General features: G+C 59.7%; 18 protein-coding genes. 9 read left to right on the forward strand and 9 right to left on the reverse strand.

Annotated features, from left to right (window positions below):
• The first annotated feature begins 256 nt into the window (after positions 1-256).
• The gene (gene rarD, locus ACR0A2_RS19700; RefSeq protein WP_171119891.1) at positions 257-1,162 is read left to right on the forward strand and encodes an EamA family transporter RarD; all 906 of its coding nucleotides are present in this window, start codon (positions 257-259) and stop codon (positions 1,160-1,162) included.
• Here rarD and ACR0A2_RS19705 read toward each other — a convergent pair.
• Together ACR0A2_RS19705 and ACR0A2_RS19710 are read right to left on the reverse strand one after the other, a co-directional pair.
• Positions 1,153-1,863 carry an SGNH/GDSL hydrolase family protein gene (locus tag ACR0A2_RS19705; protein ID WP_480447404.1) on the reverse strand — a complete coding sequence of 237 codons (711 nt, stop codon included), beginning with the start codon at positions 1,861-1,863 and terminating at the stop codon, positions 1,153-1,155. The genes rarD and ACR0A2_RS19705 overlap by 10 nt on opposite strands.
• Before the next feature lie 2 nt (positions 1,864-1,865).
• Complete coding sequence (locus ACR0A2_RS19710) at positions 1,866-2,276, reverse strand: nuclear transport factor 2 family protein (protein WP_152459232.1); 411 nt, start codon at positions 2,274-2,276, stop codon at positions 1,866-1,868.
• Between the two features lie 96 nt (positions 2,277-2,372).
• Between ACR0A2_RS19710 and ACR0A2_RS19715 the strand changes: the two genes are divergently transcribed.
• Positions 2,373-3,020 (forward strand): RluA family pseudouridine synthase, encoded by a 648-nt coding sequence (locus tag ACR0A2_RS19715; protein ID WP_210093811.1) that lies wholly within the window; start codon positions 2,373-2,375, stop codon positions 3,018-3,020.
• A gap of 2 nt (positions 3,021-3,022) precedes the next feature.
• On the opposite strand, the gene ACR0A2_RS19720 is transcribed toward ACR0A2_RS19715, so the two are convergent.
• Positions 3,023-3,214: a hypothetical protein gene (locus ACR0A2_RS19720; protein WP_480447407.1), complete on the reverse strand. Its 192-nt coding sequence runs from the start codon at positions 3,212-3,214 to the stop codon at positions 3,023-3,025.
• Between the two features lie 106 nt (positions 3,215-3,320).
• On the opposite strand from ACR0A2_RS19720, the gene ACR0A2_RS19725 reads away from it, so the two are divergent.
• The 4 genes from ACR0A2_RS19725 (at position 3,321) to ACR0A2_RS19740 (ending at position 6,293) form a co-directional block, all read left to right on the forward strand.
• The gene (locus tag ACR0A2_RS19725; protein WP_480447408.1) at positions 3,321-4,013 is read left to right on the forward strand and encodes a helix-turn-helix transcriptional regulator; all 693 of its coding nucleotides are present in this window, start codon (positions 3,321-3,323) and stop codon (positions 4,011-4,013) included.
• Between the two features lie 126 nt (positions 4,014-4,139).
• Complete coding sequence (locus ACR0A2_RS19730; protein ID WP_152459228.1) at positions 4,140-4,811, forward strand: YiaD family glycine zipper/OmpA-like lipoprotein; 672 nt, start codon at positions 4,140-4,142, stop codon at positions 4,809-4,811.
• Between the two features lie 132 nt (positions 4,812-4,943).
• Positions 4,944-5,486 (forward strand): NADPH-dependent FMN reductase, encoded by a 543-nt coding sequence (locus ACR0A2_RS19735; protein WP_171119885.1) that lies wholly within the window; start codon positions 4,944-4,946, stop codon positions 5,484-5,486.
• Between the two features lie 15 nt (positions 5,487-5,501).
• Positions 5,502-6,293, forward strand: a complete 792-nt coding sequence (locus ACR0A2_RS19740) for an HTD2 family dehydratase (RefSeq protein ID WP_171642198.1) — start codon at positions 5,502-5,504, stop codon at positions 6,291-6,293.
• Here the strand turns inward: ACR0A2_RS19740 and ACR0A2_RS19745 are convergent.
• A complete protein-coding gene (locus ACR0A2_RS19745) occupies positions 6,285-7,319 on the reverse strand; it encodes an NAD(P)/FAD-dependent oxidoreductase (protein WP_480836811.1) in 1,035 nt (344 codons plus the stop codon). The genes ACR0A2_RS19740 and ACR0A2_RS19745 overlap by 9 nt on opposite strands.
• Before the next feature lie 55 nt (positions 7,320-7,374).
• Between ACR0A2_RS19745 and mnmC2 the strand changes: the two genes are divergently transcribed.
• Together mnmC2 and ACR0A2_RS19755 are read left to right on the forward strand one after the other, a co-directional pair.
• Positions 7,375-8,040 carry a tRNA (5-methylaminomethyl-2-thiouridine)(34)-methyltransferase MnmC2 gene (mnmC2, locus tag ACR0A2_RS19750; RefSeq protein WP_480836813.1) on the forward strand — a complete coding sequence of 222 codons (666 nt, stop codon included), beginning with the start codon at positions 7,375-7,377 and terminating at the stop codon, positions 8,038-8,040.
• Entirely contained in the window at positions 8,037-8,906 is an 870-nt protein-coding gene (locus tag ACR0A2_RS19755; RefSeq protein ID WP_171617232.1) for a DMT family transporter, read from the forward strand. Before mnmC2 ends, ACR0A2_RS19755 begins: the two co-directional genes overlap by 4 nt.
• Here the strand turns inward: ACR0A2_RS19755 and ACR0A2_RS19760 are convergent.
• Positions 8,880-10,853 carry a lytic transglycosylase domain-containing protein gene (locus tag ACR0A2_RS19760; RefSeq protein ID WP_480836815.1) on the reverse strand — a complete coding sequence of 658 codons (1,974 nt, stop codon included), beginning with the start codon at positions 10,851-10,853 and terminating at the stop codon, positions 8,880-8,882. The two genes, ACR0A2_RS19755 and ACR0A2_RS19760, sit on opposite strands and share 27 nt — an antisense overlap.
• 134 nt (positions 10,854-10,987) lie before the next feature.
• Here ACR0A2_RS19760 and dapA point away from each other — a divergent pair, with 134 nt between their 5' ends.
• Positions 10,988-11,860 (forward strand): 4-hydroxy-tetrahydrodipicolinate synthase, encoded by an 873-nt coding sequence (gene dapA / locus ACR0A2_RS19765; RefSeq protein ID WP_480836817.1) that lies wholly within the window; start codon positions 10,988-10,990, stop codon positions 11,858-11,860.
• 135 nt (positions 11,861-11,995) lie between these two features.
• On the opposite strand, the gene ACR0A2_RS19770 is transcribed toward dapA, so the two are convergent.
• The 4 genes from ACR0A2_RS19770 to pta form a co-directional block, all read right to left on the reverse strand.
• On the reverse strand, positions 11,996-12,868 hold the full coding sequence (locus ACR0A2_RS19770; RefSeq protein WP_480447415.1) for a dimethyl sulfoxide reductase anchor subunit family protein: 873 nt from the start codon (positions 12,866-12,868) through the stop codon (positions 11,996-11,998).
• The gene (locus ACR0A2_RS19775; protein WP_171172200.1) at positions 12,868-13,617 is read right to left on the reverse strand and encodes a 4Fe-4S dicluster domain-containing protein; all 750 of its coding nucleotides are present in this window, start codon (positions 13,615-13,617) and stop codon (positions 12,868-12,870) included. The genes ACR0A2_RS19770 and ACR0A2_RS19775 overlap by 1 nt, the downstream gene beginning before the upstream one ends.
• Positions 13,618-13,726: 109 nt before the next feature.
• Positions 13,727-16,546, reverse strand: a complete 2,820-nt coding sequence (locus ACR0A2_RS19780; protein ID WP_480836819.1) for a molybdopterin oxidoreductase family protein — start codon at positions 16,544-16,546, stop codon at positions 13,727-13,729.
• Positions 16,547-16,636: 90 nt separating this feature from the next.
• Positions 16,637-17,644 carry a phosphate acetyltransferase gene (gene pta / locus ACR0A2_RS19785; protein WP_480447417.1) on the reverse strand — a complete coding sequence of 336 codons (1,008 nt, stop codon included), beginning with the start codon at positions 17,642-17,644 and terminating at the stop codon, positions 16,637-16,639.
• Positions 17,645-17,765: the final 121 nt, after the last annotated feature.

Below are 17,765 nucleotides of genomic sequence, written 5' to 3' on the forward strand. Positions count from 1 at the left end.
GGTTTGGTGGGGGCGCTGCCCCCGCCGCCTTCGGCGACTCCCCCGGGATATTTGTGGCCAGATGAAGAGCGGGTCCCTTGTTCATCTGGCCACAAATATCCCGGAGCGCGAGGCAGAGCCTCGCATTTCAGACCTGACCTAAAAAGCGTGGTTTGACAACTCATCAAACATTGTTATGTGACACTTCACTGTTTTCAGAGTTTTCAACCCGTTCATTTCTGCCTTAAACCGAACCGGTATCAACCGGAGACCCGATGTGGCAGACACGCTTCTACCTTCACAGAACACGGACACACCAAAGGGGCTTGCGCTGGCAGTCACGGCCTATGTCCTGTGGGGGTTCTTGCCTCTGTACATGAAAGCGCTGGATCATATGGGCGCGGTTGAGGTTGTAGCGCACCGTGTTATCTGGTCAGTGCCTGTGGCCGGGTTGTTGCTGGTTGTCCTGGGCCGAACCCGAGATCTGAAGGCCGCGCTTGGCAATCCGAAGATGTTGGGTATGGCCGCTTTGACAGCAGCGCTTATTTCCGTGAACTGGGCGATTTACGTATGGGCCATTTCCACGGGCAACGCACTGGATGCGGCGTTGGGTTATTACATCAACCCCCTGTTCAGTATCGCGCTGGGGGCAATCCTGTTGAGGGAACCCCTGACACGGACACAATTGTTCGCGGTCGGATTGGCCGCGCTGGGTGTGGTGGTACTTGTGGTGGAAGCCGGTCGGTTGCCTTGGGCGGCTCTTGGGTTGATGATCAGTTGGGGATTCTACGCGTTCTTCAAGCGCTCGCTGCCGATTGGGCCGAACCAGGGTTTCCTGCTTGAGGTCCTGATCCTTTTGATTCCGGCACTGGTCTATGTCACCTTTCTGGGTGTGCGGGGCACTGGTCATTTCGGTGTCGCGATGTCGGACACCTTGTTGTTGTCCTGTGCAGGGGTCGTGACGGCGGTGCCGTTGTTGGTCTATGCAAACGGCGCCAAACTGGTGCGCCTGTCCACGATGGGCATCCTGCAATACATCGCACCGACCATGATCTTCATTACAGCGATAACCCTGTTCGGCGAGAAGATAGACACGGGCCGGATGATCGCATTCCCACTGATCTGGGCGGCTCTGGTCGTTTACTCGATCCCTATGATCCGGCAGGCTCGCGGTCAGGCCTGAAGCAACAGGCGCGCGGCTGCATCCGCCCAAAGCGCATACGCCCGGGGGCTGGGATGATAGCCATCCGGTGCAGCCAATGCCGGGTCGTCCGGCAGGTCGAGTGGCAGGTGTTGAACATGCGGAAATGCAGCCGCAACCTCTTGCAACCCTTGATCCAGGCGCGCAGCCTGGCGTCCAAGCACCCAGGCCAGCGGCTGAGGCAGGGCCGGAAACCTGTTCATCTGCGGGACTGCGGTTACGACGATGCGACGAGTCCCCAGGTTTTCTGAAAGCAAGCGGATAAGGCGGGTCTGGCGGCGCGCAAATTGCTGGCGTGTCACAGCCCGGGTGACATCATTGACGCCGAGTGCCGTAACGACAGCATCGAATTCGCCTTCCATTTGCGAAAGACGGTCGATCGTGTCCTGGGTGGTGTGCCCGGTTGTCGCTTCCAGCCGCCATTCGACCGCATAGTGCCCGGCCAGACAGTTGACCAGATGGCCGGATAATGCCTGATCCTGCGTGCCTGCGCCTACTCCGGCTGCCGAACTGTCACCGGTGATCAGAAGCCGCAGACGCGGCCCGCGCCCTGTGCGGCCTTCGCGCGGGCCAGTTGGTTCCGGCAGCAACTGCGCGTTCCTGCGTACCGATAGGCCCTGCGCGGCAAGCACCGGAAGCAACGGAACCCGCAAAATCTGATCGGCAGCCAGTGAACGAGGCATTGTCAGCTCAGCGCGTTTTTGAATTCCAGAAAACGAGCGTCTGTCATGACCCGCGCCATCATGGCATCGCGCAAGGCACCTACCGTTTTGTAAGGGCGCATGACGACCTCGAAAACTTGGATCAACCCATCGTCGTTCAACGTAACAAGATCCACGCCGATACCATCCAGATCACCGACTTTGCATTGAAACTCCAATGCCCAGTCTTTCCCGTCGCCCATGACGCGCCGATAACGAAAATCTGAAAACACCTGCCCGACATGCCCCAGAACGGCAGCGACCGGTGCGCGCCCTGTCCAGGTGCTGTAGTATGTGGGTGGCAGGAACTGCACATCTTCGGCCAGGAGCTGATGGATCAAGGCCTCATCGCCCTTTGCGACAACCTCTTGCATGCGTTCAATTGTCGGGTGCATGGCATCTCCTCCGCTTTTGAAGAGAAGGTCACCGAACATGGGCGGGCATGCAAGGACGACGTTGCGGGAGGTCACGAGCTGCGATAGGCACCCTGCATGAGCGACACCTATGAACCCCCTCAAACCCCACTGGATGTGTTGCATGAAGATGCACAGCTGATCGTGGTGAACAAACCATCGGGCCTGCTTTCGGTTCCGGGGCGGGGCGCGAATCTGTCAGATTGTCTGTTGACCCGGGTGCAGGATGCATTTCCACAAGCACTGCTGGTGCACCGGCTGGACCGGGACACGTCCGGTGTCATGGTCTTTGCCCAGACGCCGCACGCGCAGCGCAACCTGAGCATGCAATTCGAGCAGCGTCAGACCCGCAAAACCTATGTCGCCCGTGTCTGGGGGCAGCTGGAACCTAAGACCGGCACCGTGGACTTGCCTCTGATCGTGGACTGGCCCAACCGGCCCAGACAGATGGTTTGCCATACGACGGGCAAACCTGCCGTGACGGACTGGCGTGTCGTGAAGACCGAAGGCAATACGACGCGTGTGCGTCTGTTTCCCAAAACGGGCCGGTCTCATCAACTTCGCGTTCATATGCAGGCGCTGGGCCACCCGATCCTGGGCGATCCATTCTATGCGACGGGCGATGCGCTGGACTTCCCCAGATTGATGCTGCATTCGGAAGAACTGCGTCTGAAACACCCGGAAGGTGGGGTTTCGATGAAGTTTCGGGCCCGGCCCGAGTTCTGATCTCAGGCCGTGCTGGTCCAGAGCATCTTCAGATTTCCCAAAGAAAATCGTCTGGATCGTTTCTGTGAAACGGGCTGCTTGCACTGCCGGGCCATGGCGATTTCGCGCTCGATCTCGAAGGCGCGCAGAGTATGGTCCTGAGACCATTGCCCCAGCCTGAGTGTCATCATGACATGGGTGTCGAGGTAAGGCATTTTTCGTGCTCCTTCTTTCGATGCTATTCCAATCTGGCCCATCACTCCTGACACCCTCTTGTCAGTGGGGTGTGCTAGGGTGTCAGCATGTTGACAGGAGGATGCAATGCGCCGTTCGACCCGATTGTTTGAAATCATCCAGATCCTGCGGGCTGCGGGCGCTCCGGTCACGGCAGAGGCGTTGGCCGCAAGGTTGGAGGTGTCCGTGCGCACGGTTTATCGGGATATTGGCGAGTTGCAGGCGCAACGGACGCCCATCGAAGGTGAGGCCGGTATCGGGTACGTGATGCGGCGCGGCTATGATCTGCCGCCGCTCAATTTCGATGCAGAAGAGGTTGAAGCCTTGTGGGTCGGCCTGTCTCTTCTTGCGCGTACCGGCGACAGTCACCTGCAAAGGGCCGCCAGCCGGATATGCCAGAAGATCGACGCGCTGCATTGCCCAGCGGATTGGTTGCAGGTTGCCCCATGGGGTGCCCCGGCGGATGATCCAAACAAGGGTTGCGTTTCGATCGCGCATTACCGCGAAGCCATCAGGGCAGAGCGGAAAATCCGTATCACCTATGAAGATGGCGAAGGCGAACGCACGATTCGGGTCGTGCGCCCTTTGGCGCTGATCTATCACATCGAATGCACGATGCTGGCAGGCTGGTGCGAATTGCGTAACGGGTTTCGCCATTTCCGCACCGACCGTATCTGGTCCAGTGAATGCACCGAAGATAGCTTTTCAGGACAAAGCAGGTCGTTGCGCGAGCTCTGGCAGGAACAGCAGAATGCAGAAACGTTCGTTGAAGCGGTTTGAATACGTGTTTGGCGGGTATTCGCCGACTTCACCGCATTGTTGCTTGAGCCGCCAAGCCTGCACAGTGATATACTGAGGAAAACGAAGCACGCCCGAATAACGGGTGCTGGAGCAGAAGGTGATATCATGACGATTTCCAAGTTTTTCGTGGCCACAGGTTTGTGTTCAGCCCTTGTGTTGGCGGCCTGTACCGACCCGGGCACGCTGACAGTACAAGACGACCCGAACCAGAACGCCAAACAGGGCGCCGTTCTGGGTGGGCTGGTCGGCGCTGGAATCGGGGCGATTGCCAATAATTCGAACCCCGGTTTGGGCGCGCTGGCCGGTGCTGCAATCGGTGCTGCTGGGGGCGGCGTGATCGGCAATCAACTGGACAAGCAGGCTGCGGAGCTGCGTCAACAACTGGCAAATGACGGAATTACAATCGTCAACGCAGGCGATCGCCTGATTGTGACGGTCCCGAATGACATCACCTTTGACACCGACAGTTCGACCGTGCGCCCGGCGTTACGGTCTGACCTGGTGAAAGTGGGCCAGAACCTGGTCAACTACCCGAATTCGAACGTGCAGATCATCGGGCACACTGACAGCGACGGCGACGCAACCTACAATCAGGGCCTGTCAGAGCGTCGCGCGAATGCCGTGGCCGATATCCTTCAGGCCAATGGTGTCAGCTACAACCGCATTCGCACGATCGGGCAGGGCGAAAACAACCCTGTCGCGTCCAACCTGACGCCCGAAGGAAAATCGCAAAACCGGCGTGTCGAGATTGTCGTGGTGCCCAGCGGGAACGCGTAACCACTGCGCGGCGTGAACAGCGGGGCCGCCCGATGGGCGGCTCGGTTTGCGCAATGACTGTGCGTCAAATGGGGTTTGGATCGGGGTGATCTCGGTCTAACTTGCGGGAAACACAGAAACGGAGCTTTCCCGATGTCTCAACCGACCCTTCTTGGCCTGTCCGGTTCCCTGCGCCAGAACGCGACCAACCGTAAGCTTCTGCGCGAGGCGGCACGGTTGTTCGATCCGGCAAGCTTTGTCGAAGCGGATTTGAACCTGCCCCTCTACGATGGTGATCTGGAAGACGGAGAAGGGATTCCCGAGGCGGTTCATACGCTGGCCAATCAGATCGCACAGGCCGATGCGGTGATCATTTCGACACCTGAGTACAACAAGGGTCCATCAGGCGTTCTGAAAAACGCGCTGGACTGGGTCAGCCGAACGCAAGGCAATCCATGGGCCGACAAACCGGTTGCGGTAATGTCGGCGGCCGCTGGTCGTGCAGGCGGGGAACGGGCGCAGATGATCCTGCGGGCCTGTATGGTTCCATTTCAGCCGCGCATCCTGCAAGGGCCCGAAATCCATCTGGCGAACAGTTCGAACGAATTCGACGATCAGGGAAAGCTGCGTTCGGACCGGTACGAAAAGTCTTTGCATGACTTGATGCAGAAACTCCGGGCCGAGGCCGGTTTCTGATCGCGGTTCAGGCAAATGACGCAAGAGCGACAGACCGATCTCTTGGATCCGGCCCGCGCGGCGGCATTTCAGGTGGCGCTGGGCGGTGTGGCAACGATCGCCAGTGGTTCGGAATTGCCGCCCTTCTTCCATCAGCTTTATTTCTGGACCCCGCAACCGGCCGCCGAATTGGGTCGGGATGGGCATCCCAAGGTTGGGGGCCTGATCCCGGATATGGGATTGCCGCGCAGAATGTGGGCCGGCGGGCGGTTGACCTTTCACGTTCCTCTGATCGCAGGGATCACCGCCGAAAAGAAATCGGTTCTTGAAAGTCAAAGCGCCAAGGTGGGGCGGTCCGGCCCGTTGGGCTTTGTCACTTTGCGGCACGAGATCTGGCAGAACGGTCAGTTGCGCGTGACAGAGTGGCAGGATCTCGTCTATCGCGAAGATCCTGCGCCGGATGCTGCAATGCCCCAACCGCCCAGAGCGCGCACTGATGAGACCGATTCCCGCGAAGTCGGGTTCGATTCAACGTTGTTGTTTCGATACTCGGCCCTGACCTTCAATGGCCACCGTATTCACTATGATCTGGACTATGCGCGCGATGTTGAAGGATATGGCGGGCTGGTCGTGCACGGGCCGCTTCTGGCGCAGCTTCTGATGCTTTTCGCGGTTGACCTGATCGGTCCGCTCGCCTCGTTTTCGTTCCGCGCGACTTCGCCATTGATGCATTTCGAAACTGCCCAGTTGTGTCGGAGGGGTGAAAACATGTGGGTGCGCGGCCCTGACGGGCGGCAATGCATGCAAGCCGTCGCGCAGTCACAATGAGGCTTCGGGCCGGAACTCATCAGGGATCGTATCCCGATCTTCAAGCATAAGATCGGCCATGACCTCGGCGATTTTGGGGGCCATGCCGAAACCGATTTTGAACCCGCCATTGGCGATGAACTGCCCCTGATGCAGGGGATGGGCGCCCAACATCGGCGCACGGCTTTTGCTGCGCGGGCGCACACCAGCCCAGCGTTCGATCACCTCGGCCCCGTGCAACAGGGGCAGGACGCGCGTGGCGCGGTCTATCACGTCGTCCAGAGCTTCGTCCGTGCTGGTCGGGTTCTCATAATTCCGTTCCGAGGTCGATCCGATCGCAAGTGTTCCGTCAGCATGCGGGACAATGTGAATCGCGTCGGCGAATAGTTGCGGCACTTCCCCCGCGTCGAAGCGCAACAGGGCGGCCTGCCCTTTGACACCATTTCCGACGGTCTTGCCGTAGGCGTCGTTCAGTTCCTGCAATCCTGCAAGGCCCGTGGCGTGGATGACCTGCCCCTTGTCCCTGGCTTCACTGACAATGTGAACGCCCATGACCTCCAGGGCTGCGACCAGCGCGGCACAGGCCCGCCGGGGGTGCATTCGTGCCGTCAACGTATCGCGAATGACAAAGCCTGTGGGGCTGGGTGGGCACCAAGAACCCGCTTGGGCCGTGGTGATGACACGCCATTCCGCCCGGCCTTGCCAAAGCTCATCTGCGGTGCCTTCGCGCTGGCGGGCCAGTTCCAGACCACGCGCGTCCGGGATCGGCTGCAGGCGGCCCAGCTGGCCATAGCCGGGGGAAACCCCGCCAGTGTCTTCGATCTGTCGCCAGAATGGCTCAGCCATGATCAGACTGTCGAACTGAAATGCTTTCTTGGCGTTCCAGTTTTCCGGCACATGCGGGGCCAATGCGCCGACCAGACCTCCGCTGGACCCGGCGCCGGGACCGGACGGATCGACAACCTGCACTTTCGCACCGCGGCGCGCACATATCCAGGCGATGGACAGGCCGAAAATTCCTGCGCCGCGAACCGTCACATCGACCATTGCCAATTCCCTTTTCCTTGTTCAGTGTCGCGCCGCTTAGCTACAGGATTCCCCAATGGCAGACCAGCGCGCCGAATTGACGTGGACCGAAGATCAGATACCGGTCTCGGACCGCTTCGACGACCCATATTACTCGTTGCAGAACGGGCTGGAAGAGACGCGCCATGTGTTTCTGGCGGGAAATGATTTGCCTGCGCGGTTTGCACCGGGGTTTCATATTGCCGAGTTGGGTTTCGGCACCGGCCTGAACCTGCTGACCGCCTGGTCGGAATGGGAGGCATCCGGTCACAAAGGGCCATTGCGCTTTACCAGTTTCGAAGCCTTTCCCATGGCACCGGACGACATGCAGCGCGCGCTTGGGGCCTTTCCCGAATTGCATCCGTGGAGCAGCCGGTTTTTGGCGCATTGGACAGGGCGCACATGTATGTTGGATTCGCTTCGGTTTGAGGTGGTGATCGGCGATGCACGCAAGACATTGCCGAACTGGGACGGAACGGCCGATGCCTGGTTTCTCGACGGGTTTTCACCAGCCAAGAACCCCGAATTGTGGGGCGCGGACCTGTTGCAGGACGTGGCAAACCACACTGTCAAAGGCGGTACCGCGGCCACGTATACGGCCGCGGGTTTCGTGCGCCGGGGACTTGAAAGCGCCGGTTTCAAGGTAACCCGCACGCCTGGCTATGGTCGCAAGCGGCACATGACACGGGCACACAAAGCATGACCCAGAAGAACAATGTCGGCGCGGGCATCGCTTTGATGGTGGGAGCGACAATTGTCTTTGCGTTGCAGGACGGTATCTCGCGCCATCTGGCCGGAACCTACAACACCTACATGGTGGTCATGATCCGCTATTGGTTCTTTGCGGCTTTTGTCATCGCTCTGGCCGCGCGGGCCCCCGGTGGGCTGAAGGCGGCCACAAAGACAAGTCAGTTGGGTTTGCAGATCGTGCGGGGCTTGTTGCTGGCGGCCGAGATCTGCATTGCGGTGTTCGGCTTTACGGTCCTTGGCCTGATCGACAGTATGGCGGTTTTCATCTGTTATCCTTTGCTTGTCGCCGCGCTGAGCGGGCCGGTGCTGGGCGAAAAGGTCGGATGGCGGCGATGGGCTGCGATCGGTGTCGGCTGCATCGGCGTTCTGATCATCCTGCAACCGGGCGCCGGGGTCTTCAACCCGTGGGCTGTCATACCTTTGATTTCTGCATTGCTGTTTGCGATCTATGGTCTTTTGACGCGATATGTCGCCCGCCAGGACAGCGCGGCGACCAGCTTTTTTTGGACCGGTGTCGCCGGTGCCGTGGCGATGACCGTGTTTGGCATGTGGTTCTGGGAGCCGATGGCGCACGACGACTGGCTCTGGATGGCGCTGCTTTGCGTCAGTGGGGTGTTCGGGCATTGGTTGCTGATCAAGTGCTACGAAGTGGCCGAAGCCAGTGCGGTTCAACCCTTTGCATATTTCCACCTGGTTTGGAGCGCGATCCTGGGTATTTCGATCTTTGGCGAAACGTTGCGCCCCGAAGTCGTGGCGGGCGCAACCATCGTCGTAGCCGCAGGTTTGTTCACCTTATGGCGCGAACGCCGCCAGAGATGATCCGATCAGCTCCTGCGAGAACGGAATCGGAAGGGCGGGTTGCCCCAGGCGGGCACGGTAGACCGGCAGGCTTTCGGTCACGCGCATCACGTAGTTCCGCGTTTCGCTGAACGGGATCGTCTCGATCCAGTCGACGATATCGACCTCGCCTGTGCGTGGATCACCATAGCGTTCCATCCACGAGATCGGGCGCCTTGGCCCTGCATTGTACCCCGCCGCCATCATCACAACGTTGCCGTTAAAATCGGCCGCCAGACCAGAAAGATAGTTGGCCCCAAGCTTTGCGTTGTATTGCCAGTCTGTGGTCAATCGTCCCGTCTGATGGCCGCTGAGAATGCCCAGCTCGCCCGCAACCAGCTTGGCCGTGGCGGGCATTACCTGCATCAAGCCGCGTGCACCCGCACCGCTTACGACAACCGGGTCGAACTCGCTTTCGCGACGCGCGATGGCCAATGTCATTTCCTTGGCCATCGGCAATCGCATATCTGCCACTGGATGGACCGGGTAATAGGCTGCGGGTAAAACGGTTCCCGTGGTCGCCGCCCGCTTGGCGATCATCACGGCCAGATGCGGCTGTTTCAGTTCGATAACCAGGTCGCCCAATTGATTGGCCTGCACTGGATCAAGGCTTTCGACCAGATGGGTCAGGAACCGCTCGGACAGGTTTGCTTCTCCGGCTTTCAACAACAGCAATCCGGCCTCCAAAACGCTGGAATCGGCAAACTCCGCCTGCCGCCAATGCGGCGCGCGACGCGGATTGGCCAGTTCCGCATCAAACGGTCGCCCGATCCGTTCTGCGGCCAACAGACCGTAGAATGAGGTCTGGTAATCGGCCCCCATTGCATAGGCGTCATACGCCTTGTCCGCGTCACCCAATGCCGCGTAAGCGCGCCCAAGCCAATAGCCACCACGGCCTTTCGAGATCGGAGATTTCACGGCGTCCGAAAAGTTCTGGAAGTGGCGAACGGCGGTGGCAGGATCGTTCAGTTTGCGAAGCGCCAGAAAACCGGCCAGCCATTCAAGATCGGCATAGCCATAACCCATTTCGGGGGTCATGTGATGATTGGCGGCCACGTCATATGCGCGCGCCGCACGGCCCGATCGCATCTCAAGCCGTGCAAGACGGCGCCGTCCCTCCGCCCATTTGTCAGGCTCACCCAGGGCGTCAGGCCCGGTAGAGCGTGCCAGCATCAGATCGACGGCGCTGTCATCCAGTTCTTTCTTGTCGCGCCAGACAAAACGATCGAAGGCCAGCCCGGGCGCATCCGCCAGAGACTTGGGAACTGCTGCCACCTTGGTGTCCACACCGGGTTGGCGTTTCTGCAATGCTATGCGCGCTTCGGCCAGTTTACGTTCGTCCGGACCGACCAAAGGCAACATCTGCCCGGCGCTTACAAGATGACCGTCCCAAAGCATTCTGTCCAGCCGCGCCGCGTGATGCGGTTTCAGAAGTTTGGCAAAGTTCTCCAGATAGCTTTTTTGCAGACCCGAACCCATTGGCATGGTGCGCCAAGCGGTCACAATGTCGGCCTCCGCCTCTCCGATGCGTCCCTTGGATTTCAGGGCGACGGCATAGTTCAAGGCGCCCTCTGCCGTCTGAGGTGGAATGCCGGCATAGAATTTCAGAACCCTGTCTGGATCGGCACCGGTGAAAACAGGCTCGCTCTTGCGGCGCAGCCATGCCAGCCCGGGCCAGTCCGGGCGACGTTCGAGAAACACCAAAACGTCGCCAGAGCTGCCGAAGCCCTCGCGCAGCCAGTGCCAGACAATGATATCGCGCGATACGGAACCTCGCTGGCCGGATACGCGCAACGCTGCGTTCCAGTCGCCTTTGCGCATTTCGTTAAGTCCAGCGCGCAAATCAGCAGCAGCATCTGCCCGTGCTGAATGCGTCGCAGTCACCGAATACAGAATCACAGCAGTCAACAGTGCCAGAAAGCGTGTCATCCCTTGCATTTCCCAACCAACCGAGGATAGAGCCTGTGAGGATAAACCGTGCGTCGCTGGGATCAACTCACAAAGCTGGAAACGTGAGGAACCGCGGCGTAAAAACTGCAAAATGCACCTTGAAGGAGCGTGTCATGTTCAAAGGCTCGATGCCAGCCCTCGTCACCCCGTTCAACAACGGCGAGTTGGACCTGAAGACGCTCAAACAATTGGTGGACTGGCAGATATCCGAAGGCTCGACCGGGCTGGTGCCTGTGGGAACAACCGGTGAAAGCCCGACGCTCAGCCACGAAGAGCATGAAACGGTGATCGAAGAGGTTGTTAAAACCGCTGCGGGCCGCGTTCCTGTCATTGCCGGTGCCGGGTCGAACAACACGGTCGAAGCTGTCCGCTTCGTTCAGTTCGCGGAAAAAGTCGGAGCGGATGCGGCACTGGTCGTCACGCCGTATTACAACAAACCAACTCAGCGTGGCCTGATCGCGCATTTCGAGGCGCTGCATGCGGCCGCGGATATCCCGATTATCATCTACAACATTCCGGGCCGCTCAGTCATTGACATGACACCTGCCACAATGGGCGAACTGGCCAAGCTTCCTTCCATCGTCGGGGTCAAGGATGCAACGGGCGATCTGGCCCGTGTCAGCCAGCAGCGTGCAACTTGCGGCGCAGATTTCTGCCAATTGTCCGGCGAAGACGCCACGGCCCTTGGGTTTAACGCCCATGGTGGTGTTGGCTGCATCTCGGTCACCGCAAACGTGGCCCCCAGGCTCTGCGCCGAATTCCAGCAGGCCACGCTGGCCGGAGATTACGCACAAGCGTTGGAGTATCAGGACAAACTGATGCCGCTGCATGAGGCGATCTTCATCGAGCCGGGCCTTGTCGGTGCCAAATATGCACTCAGCAAACTGGGCCTTTGCAGTACCGAAGTGCGTTCACCCCTGACCGAGCTGGAAGACAGCACCAAGGATGCAATCGAGGCCGCAATGGCCCATGCCGGCCTGATCTGACTGGTATTTCAGAATACGACGAAGGGCGGCCTCGAACCTTGAGCGCCGCCCTTTCTTTTCCATGTATCCAGACTTCATCTGGCCAAAAAATATCCCGGGGGAGTCGCGGCTTGCCGCGGCGGGGGCAGAGCCCCCTCAGCGTTTGCCGTAATACAGCCCCACGACATGTTCGGCCTGCGCAAAGAACAGCCAGCGCGACGTTGCAACACCTGCCAGATGCGAGGCCACGGCCAGCAGGGCGAAGACGTGATTGAACGGCAGCAACAACAGCAGAACCGGCAGCACGAATGCCAGAGTGAACGAGATCAGCCGCAGTTTTTCGGCGTGTTTGCGACCCACGACGTGAACGAATTCTCGAAGCAGATAATTGGTGCCGGTATGGGGCGGCTCAAAGGCGCGGACGGATCCGCGTGCGCCAAGCCCGGTGGCTGTTCCCAGATCCGTTCCCGATGACGCAAACGCCTGATCCCCTTTGCGCCAGTACAGTATCTGCACCAGCGCCGCGATCAGCAGCAGCGGCAGAGCTGCGCTTGTCTGACCTGCCAGCAATGCGCCACCGGCCAGGCTGAAGCTGAGAAACATGGCAGGTGTCAGGTTCATGTTCCAGCGTGGGATGGTCTTGAGCTGCGTGTAGATCATCGAGGTCGTGAACACTGTGGCCAGCGACAACCCTGCGCCGATCCAGCCCAGGAAACCCCAGCGTTGGTCCAGAAACACCACGCCAATCGCATAGAGCCCCATGATGACCAGCGCGAGGACGGCACACCAACCTTCACGGCTGAGCCAGCTGGTTTTCCATTGAGTGAAGGCCTTCAAGGCCCGTTCCGGATGGCCCAGGTGGAAGGTCGAAGCCAAAAGCCCGCCGACGGCCAGACCAAAGGCAATGGCGAAGAACACAAAAGCCACCCAACCCGAGACAGCCGGAAACCCCAGGCCAAGAAAGAACAGCAGTCCAAATCCCAGACCGGACAGGGTGGTGAACAGAATGACGGAGGGTGCGGGATGCATCAGAGTTTCTCCAACGTCTTGTCGAGCCAGCCGAGGAACCCTTTGGGCTCGTCAGCGATGGGGGCCAGCAGGGGGGCCAGTATGTCGATCTGGTCTTCCACGGTGTCCTTGGGGCGCGGGGGCAGGTATTTATTGACGGGTTTGGTGCCCATTTCCGGCATCAGGTCCATGCCACCCCGTTCTGCAACCAGCTGGCTGACATCGCTGTCAGGGTCGCCCAGATCGCCAAAGTGCCTTGCGCCCGCAGGGCAGGTGCGAACACAGGAGGGGATACGGTCGACCTCGGGGAGGTTTTCGTTGTAGATGCGGTCCACGCAAAGTGTGCATTTCTTCATCACGCCCTCGGCCACATCCAGTTCCCGCGCACCGTAGGGGCAGGACCAGGCGCACAGGCCGCATCCGATGCAATCGCTTTCATTGACCAGGACGATGCCATCCTCGACCCGTTTGTAGCTGGCGCCGGTGGGGCAAACGGTAACACAGGGCGCGTCTTCGCAATGCAGGCAGGACTTCGGGAAGTGGATCAGCTGGGCATGCCCGTCGGCAGGTTGCACTTCGTAGGAATGCACGCGGTTGAGAAAGGTGCCCGAAGGGTTTGCACCATAGGCGTCCTGATCCGAAAGAGGGGCCCCGTAATTTTCCGTGTTCCAGCCTTTGCAGGAAATAACGCAGGCGTGGCAGCCGACACAGGTGTCCAGGTCGATGACCAGGCCCATCTTGCGGTCAGTGGAGTTTGGTAGCTGGGTCATGTCAGTGAACCTCTGCTGTGGAGGGCAGGTGAGGGGGCCGGCCCCCTCTTGAGCCTGCGGCTCAATTCATCCCCGGGATATTTTTGGCCAGATGAAGTGTGGATCCGGGTCATTTGCCCACCTTCCAAACCAGGTTCTCAGGGCCGGTTCCGACAGGCGATTTGATCGGGTCGAAATTCGGCTGGCTTTGCGCATCGGCAGGTGCGTCGGCTTTTTCGATTTTGACCTTCAGGTCGAACCATGCCGCCTGACCAGTGATCGGGTCCGAATTGGCCCAGCGCATTCCATCATCTTTGGACGGCAGCAATTCGTGAATCAGGTGATTGAGCAGGAAACCTTTGGTCGCTTCTGGCGCGTCGTCCTGCAAGGCCCAGGCGCCCTTGCGTTTGCCGATGGCGTTCCATGTCCAGACCGTGTTGTCATTCAGCGCGGCCATCTCCATCACCGGCACGGTGATCTCACCGTGGGGGGAGCTGACTTTTGCCCAGTCGCCGTCTTGCAGGTTGTGTTCTCGCATCAGTTTGGTCGGGACGTACAGCGGGTTTTGCCCGTGCAACTGGCGCAGCCACGCGTTCTGTGTGCCCCAACTGTGATACATGGCCATTGGGCGCTGGGTCAGGGCGTTGACGGTGAAGCCTTCATTGCCCTGCTGGTCGGTTTCGTACCAGATCGGCAGCGGATCCATGGTGTCCTTGATGCGCTGGCGCAGGTGCTCGGGCGGCTGGCGGTCTCCGTGACCTTCGGCAGCCAGCTGGAACCGGCGCATCGGTTCGGAATAGAGCTGGAACAGATAGGGCTGAGGGCTGTCATAGATGCCCATCCCGACGGCCCAGTCCTGATAGGCGGTGTTCCACGGTTTGTAGTAATCCGCGCCTTCCGGGATATGCGCCACATAAAATCCGCCGTTTTCGATATACCGATTCAGCTGATCCGGATTGACCTCTCCGCGGCCTTCCTTGTCGCCGTCTGGACCCCGGAAGCCGGCCAGCGGGCCGATGCCGGGGCGTCGTTCGTGGTTTACGATGTAATCCGCGTAGTCTTTCCACTTTGGGCTGCCGTCTTCATTCGTGAAACCCGGCAGGCTCATGCGGTTGGCCAGCTCGATCAGAACCGACTGGAAACCGCGCACGTCTCGGTCGGGTTCGACTACCGGCCAGCGAATGGCGTCTGCTGCGGCGCCGGCCTCGCAGATCGGGCGATCCAGCAGGGAGATACAGTCGTGCCGCTCGAGATAGGTGGTGTCGGGCAGGATCAGGTCGGCATACGCCACCATTTCCGAAGAATAGGCGTCGGAGTAGATGATGCGCGGGATGACGTAATTGCCGTCATCGGTCTTGGCCGTCAGCATCTCCATCACACCTTTGGTGTTCATGGAGGAGTTCCACGACATATTCGCCATGTACATGAACAGGGTGTCGATCTTGTAGGGATCACCAGCCGCAGCGTTCGAAATCACCATGTGCATCAACCCGTGCACGGACATCGGGTTTTCCCAGGTGAATGCCTTGTCAATGCGTTGCGGCGTGCCGCAGTCGTCCAGCAGCAGGTCTTCGGGACCACGTGGAAAGCCCAGATGCGGGCCGTTCAGCGGACGTCCCGGACGCCTGTCGCCATGAGGCGTCGGGTGTGCTTCGACTGGTTTGGGATAGGGTGGCTTGAAGCGGAAACCGCCCGGCACCTCGACTGTTCCCAGCATGATCTGCAGCACATGCAGTGCGCGGCAGGTCTGGAATCCGTTGGCATGGGCTGATACGCCCCGCATGGAATGGAAGCTTACGGGACGACCAATCATCTTCGAGTGCTTTTCACCCCGAAAATCAACCCATTCCTGATTCAGTTCGATTGCTTCGTCAAAAGCGACCCTGGCGATTTCGGCGGCAATAGCCCGGATACGTTTGGCCGGGATGCCGCAGCGATCGGCCACCGTCTCGGGCGCGTGTTCGTCGCTGAGGTATTTTTCAGCCATCAGGTGGAAAACGGGGCGGTGCGTCACACCGTCCTTGTCATAGGTCGCCGACAGGTCCGGGCGCACGCCGGGCTTGTCGAATGCGGTTGGCTCGCCCGTCTTGCGATCAATAACCAGCGGCTTGCCGTCCTCGTCGCGCAGGAACAGGCCCTTTTCCGCACCCTCGCTTGCGTTCACCAGAACCGGCGCATTGGTATAGCGGCTCAGGTAATCCAGATCGATCTTGCCGGCTTTCATCAGAACGTGGATCAGCGACAAAATGAACAGCCCGTCTGTTCCGGGTGTGATGCCGACCCAGTCGTCGGCAACAGCATTATAGCCCGACCGGATCGGATTCACTCCGATCACCCGTGCGCCGCGCGCCTTGATCTTGCCGATCCCCATTTTTATCGGGTTGCTGTCATGATCCTCGGCGACGCCGAACAGCATGAACAGTTTGGTGTGATCCCAGTCGGGTTGTCCAAACTCCCAAAACGCGCCACCCATCGTGTAAATGCCACCGGCCGCCATATTGACCGAGCAGAAGCCGCCGTGGGCTGCGTAGTTCGGAGTGCCGAAATTCTGGGCCCAGAAACTGGTGAAACTTTGGCTCTGGTCGCGGCCAGTGAAAAAGGCCAGCTTCTGCGGTGCGGTTTCATGCAGTTCGTTCAGCCAGCCCACAGCAGTGCTGAGCGCCTCGTCCCACTCAATCTCGCGAAATTCACCCGAGCCACGTGGGCCGACACGCTTCAGCGGTTTGCGCAGGCGAGAAGGGGCGTTGACCTGCATGATCCCGGCAGAGCCTTTGGCGCAGAGCACACCCTTGTTTACCGGGTGGTCCCGGTTTCCTTCGATATAGGCAACTTTGCCGTCTTTCATGTGAACGTTGATGCCGCAGCGGCAGGCGCACATATAACAGGTGGTTTTGCGGACCTCGTCCGAAACTTTCGGAGACGTTTCAAGGATCGGCTGCTGATGGGTCATTGGCGGGTCCTGTCGGTTGTGTCGGGAGGACTTTGTCACTTTCCTTCCGATTTGAGAACATCGTTCTGGAAACGACGCGAGTTCTGAGTTTTATTCCCTGATAGCTTGCAGTGCCGTCACGGCGATCATCTGGGTCACATCTTCGGCGCTGCATCCGCGGGAAAGATCGTTGGCGGGTCGGGCCAGCCCCTGCAAAACCGGGCCGATCGCGGTGTAACCCCCCAGTCGTTGCGTGATCTTGTAGCCGATATTGCCCGCGTCGAGATTGGGAAATATCATCACGTTGGCCTGACCGGCGACCGAAGATCCGGGCGATTTGCGATCCCCGACCGAGGGCACGAAGGCCGCGTCGAACTGAAGCTCGCCGTCGACCTCGAGATCCGGGGAACTTTGGCGCAGTGTTTCAGTGGCCTCGATCACCTTGTCGACATCGGGATGCTTTGCGCTGCCCTTGGTCGAAAAGCTGAGCATGGCGATCTTGGGGTCAACCCGCAGCAGTGCCCGCGCCGATCTGGCCGAGGCGACGGCAATTTTGCTCAACTCGTCAGCGCTGGGATCGATGACCAGGCCGCAGTCCGAATAGAGCATCGCCCGCGCTCCGGGCTGAGCGTTTTCCGGCGGGTACATCAGGAAAAAGGATGATACCATTCCGGCATCTGGGGCCATGCCGATCACCTGAATGGCCGCGCGTACAATGTCTCCGGTCGTGTGAACGGCACCACCTACGGTTCCAGTGGCCCGCCTGCTGCGTACCAGCATGGCGGCATAGACTGGCGGTGTTTCAACGGCGGCGCGGGCTTTGGCCGGATCGACGCCCTTGTGTTGGCGCAGTTCAAAATAGGTTTGGGCAAATTCCTCGGTCAGGTCCGAGGTTGCCGGGTCGTGAACCATGACGCCGTCAGAGCGAGCGGCATTCTGGTTCTTGAGGGTGGCTTCGACGTCGGCTTGTGGACCGACCAGAATGACATCAGCCAGTCCGGCCTGGTGGGCGGCCAGTGCCCCCGCAACGACGCGGGGATCACTGCCTTCGCATAAAGAAATCACAGGGCGCGAGGCCGGGGCGTTCTGACGCAACAGTTCAATTGGTGTCATTGTCATACGCTCTGGCCTCGTCCTTTGATCACGCTTCCTGAGCTTTCATGTCTTCGGCCGAGATTCCTGCGACGGCGACGGGTTTTTTCATTGCGTCGCGGCGGAAGGGTTCGCCGAGCTCCTGGTT

This window comes from Ruegeria sp. H8 (assembly GCF_056532905.1).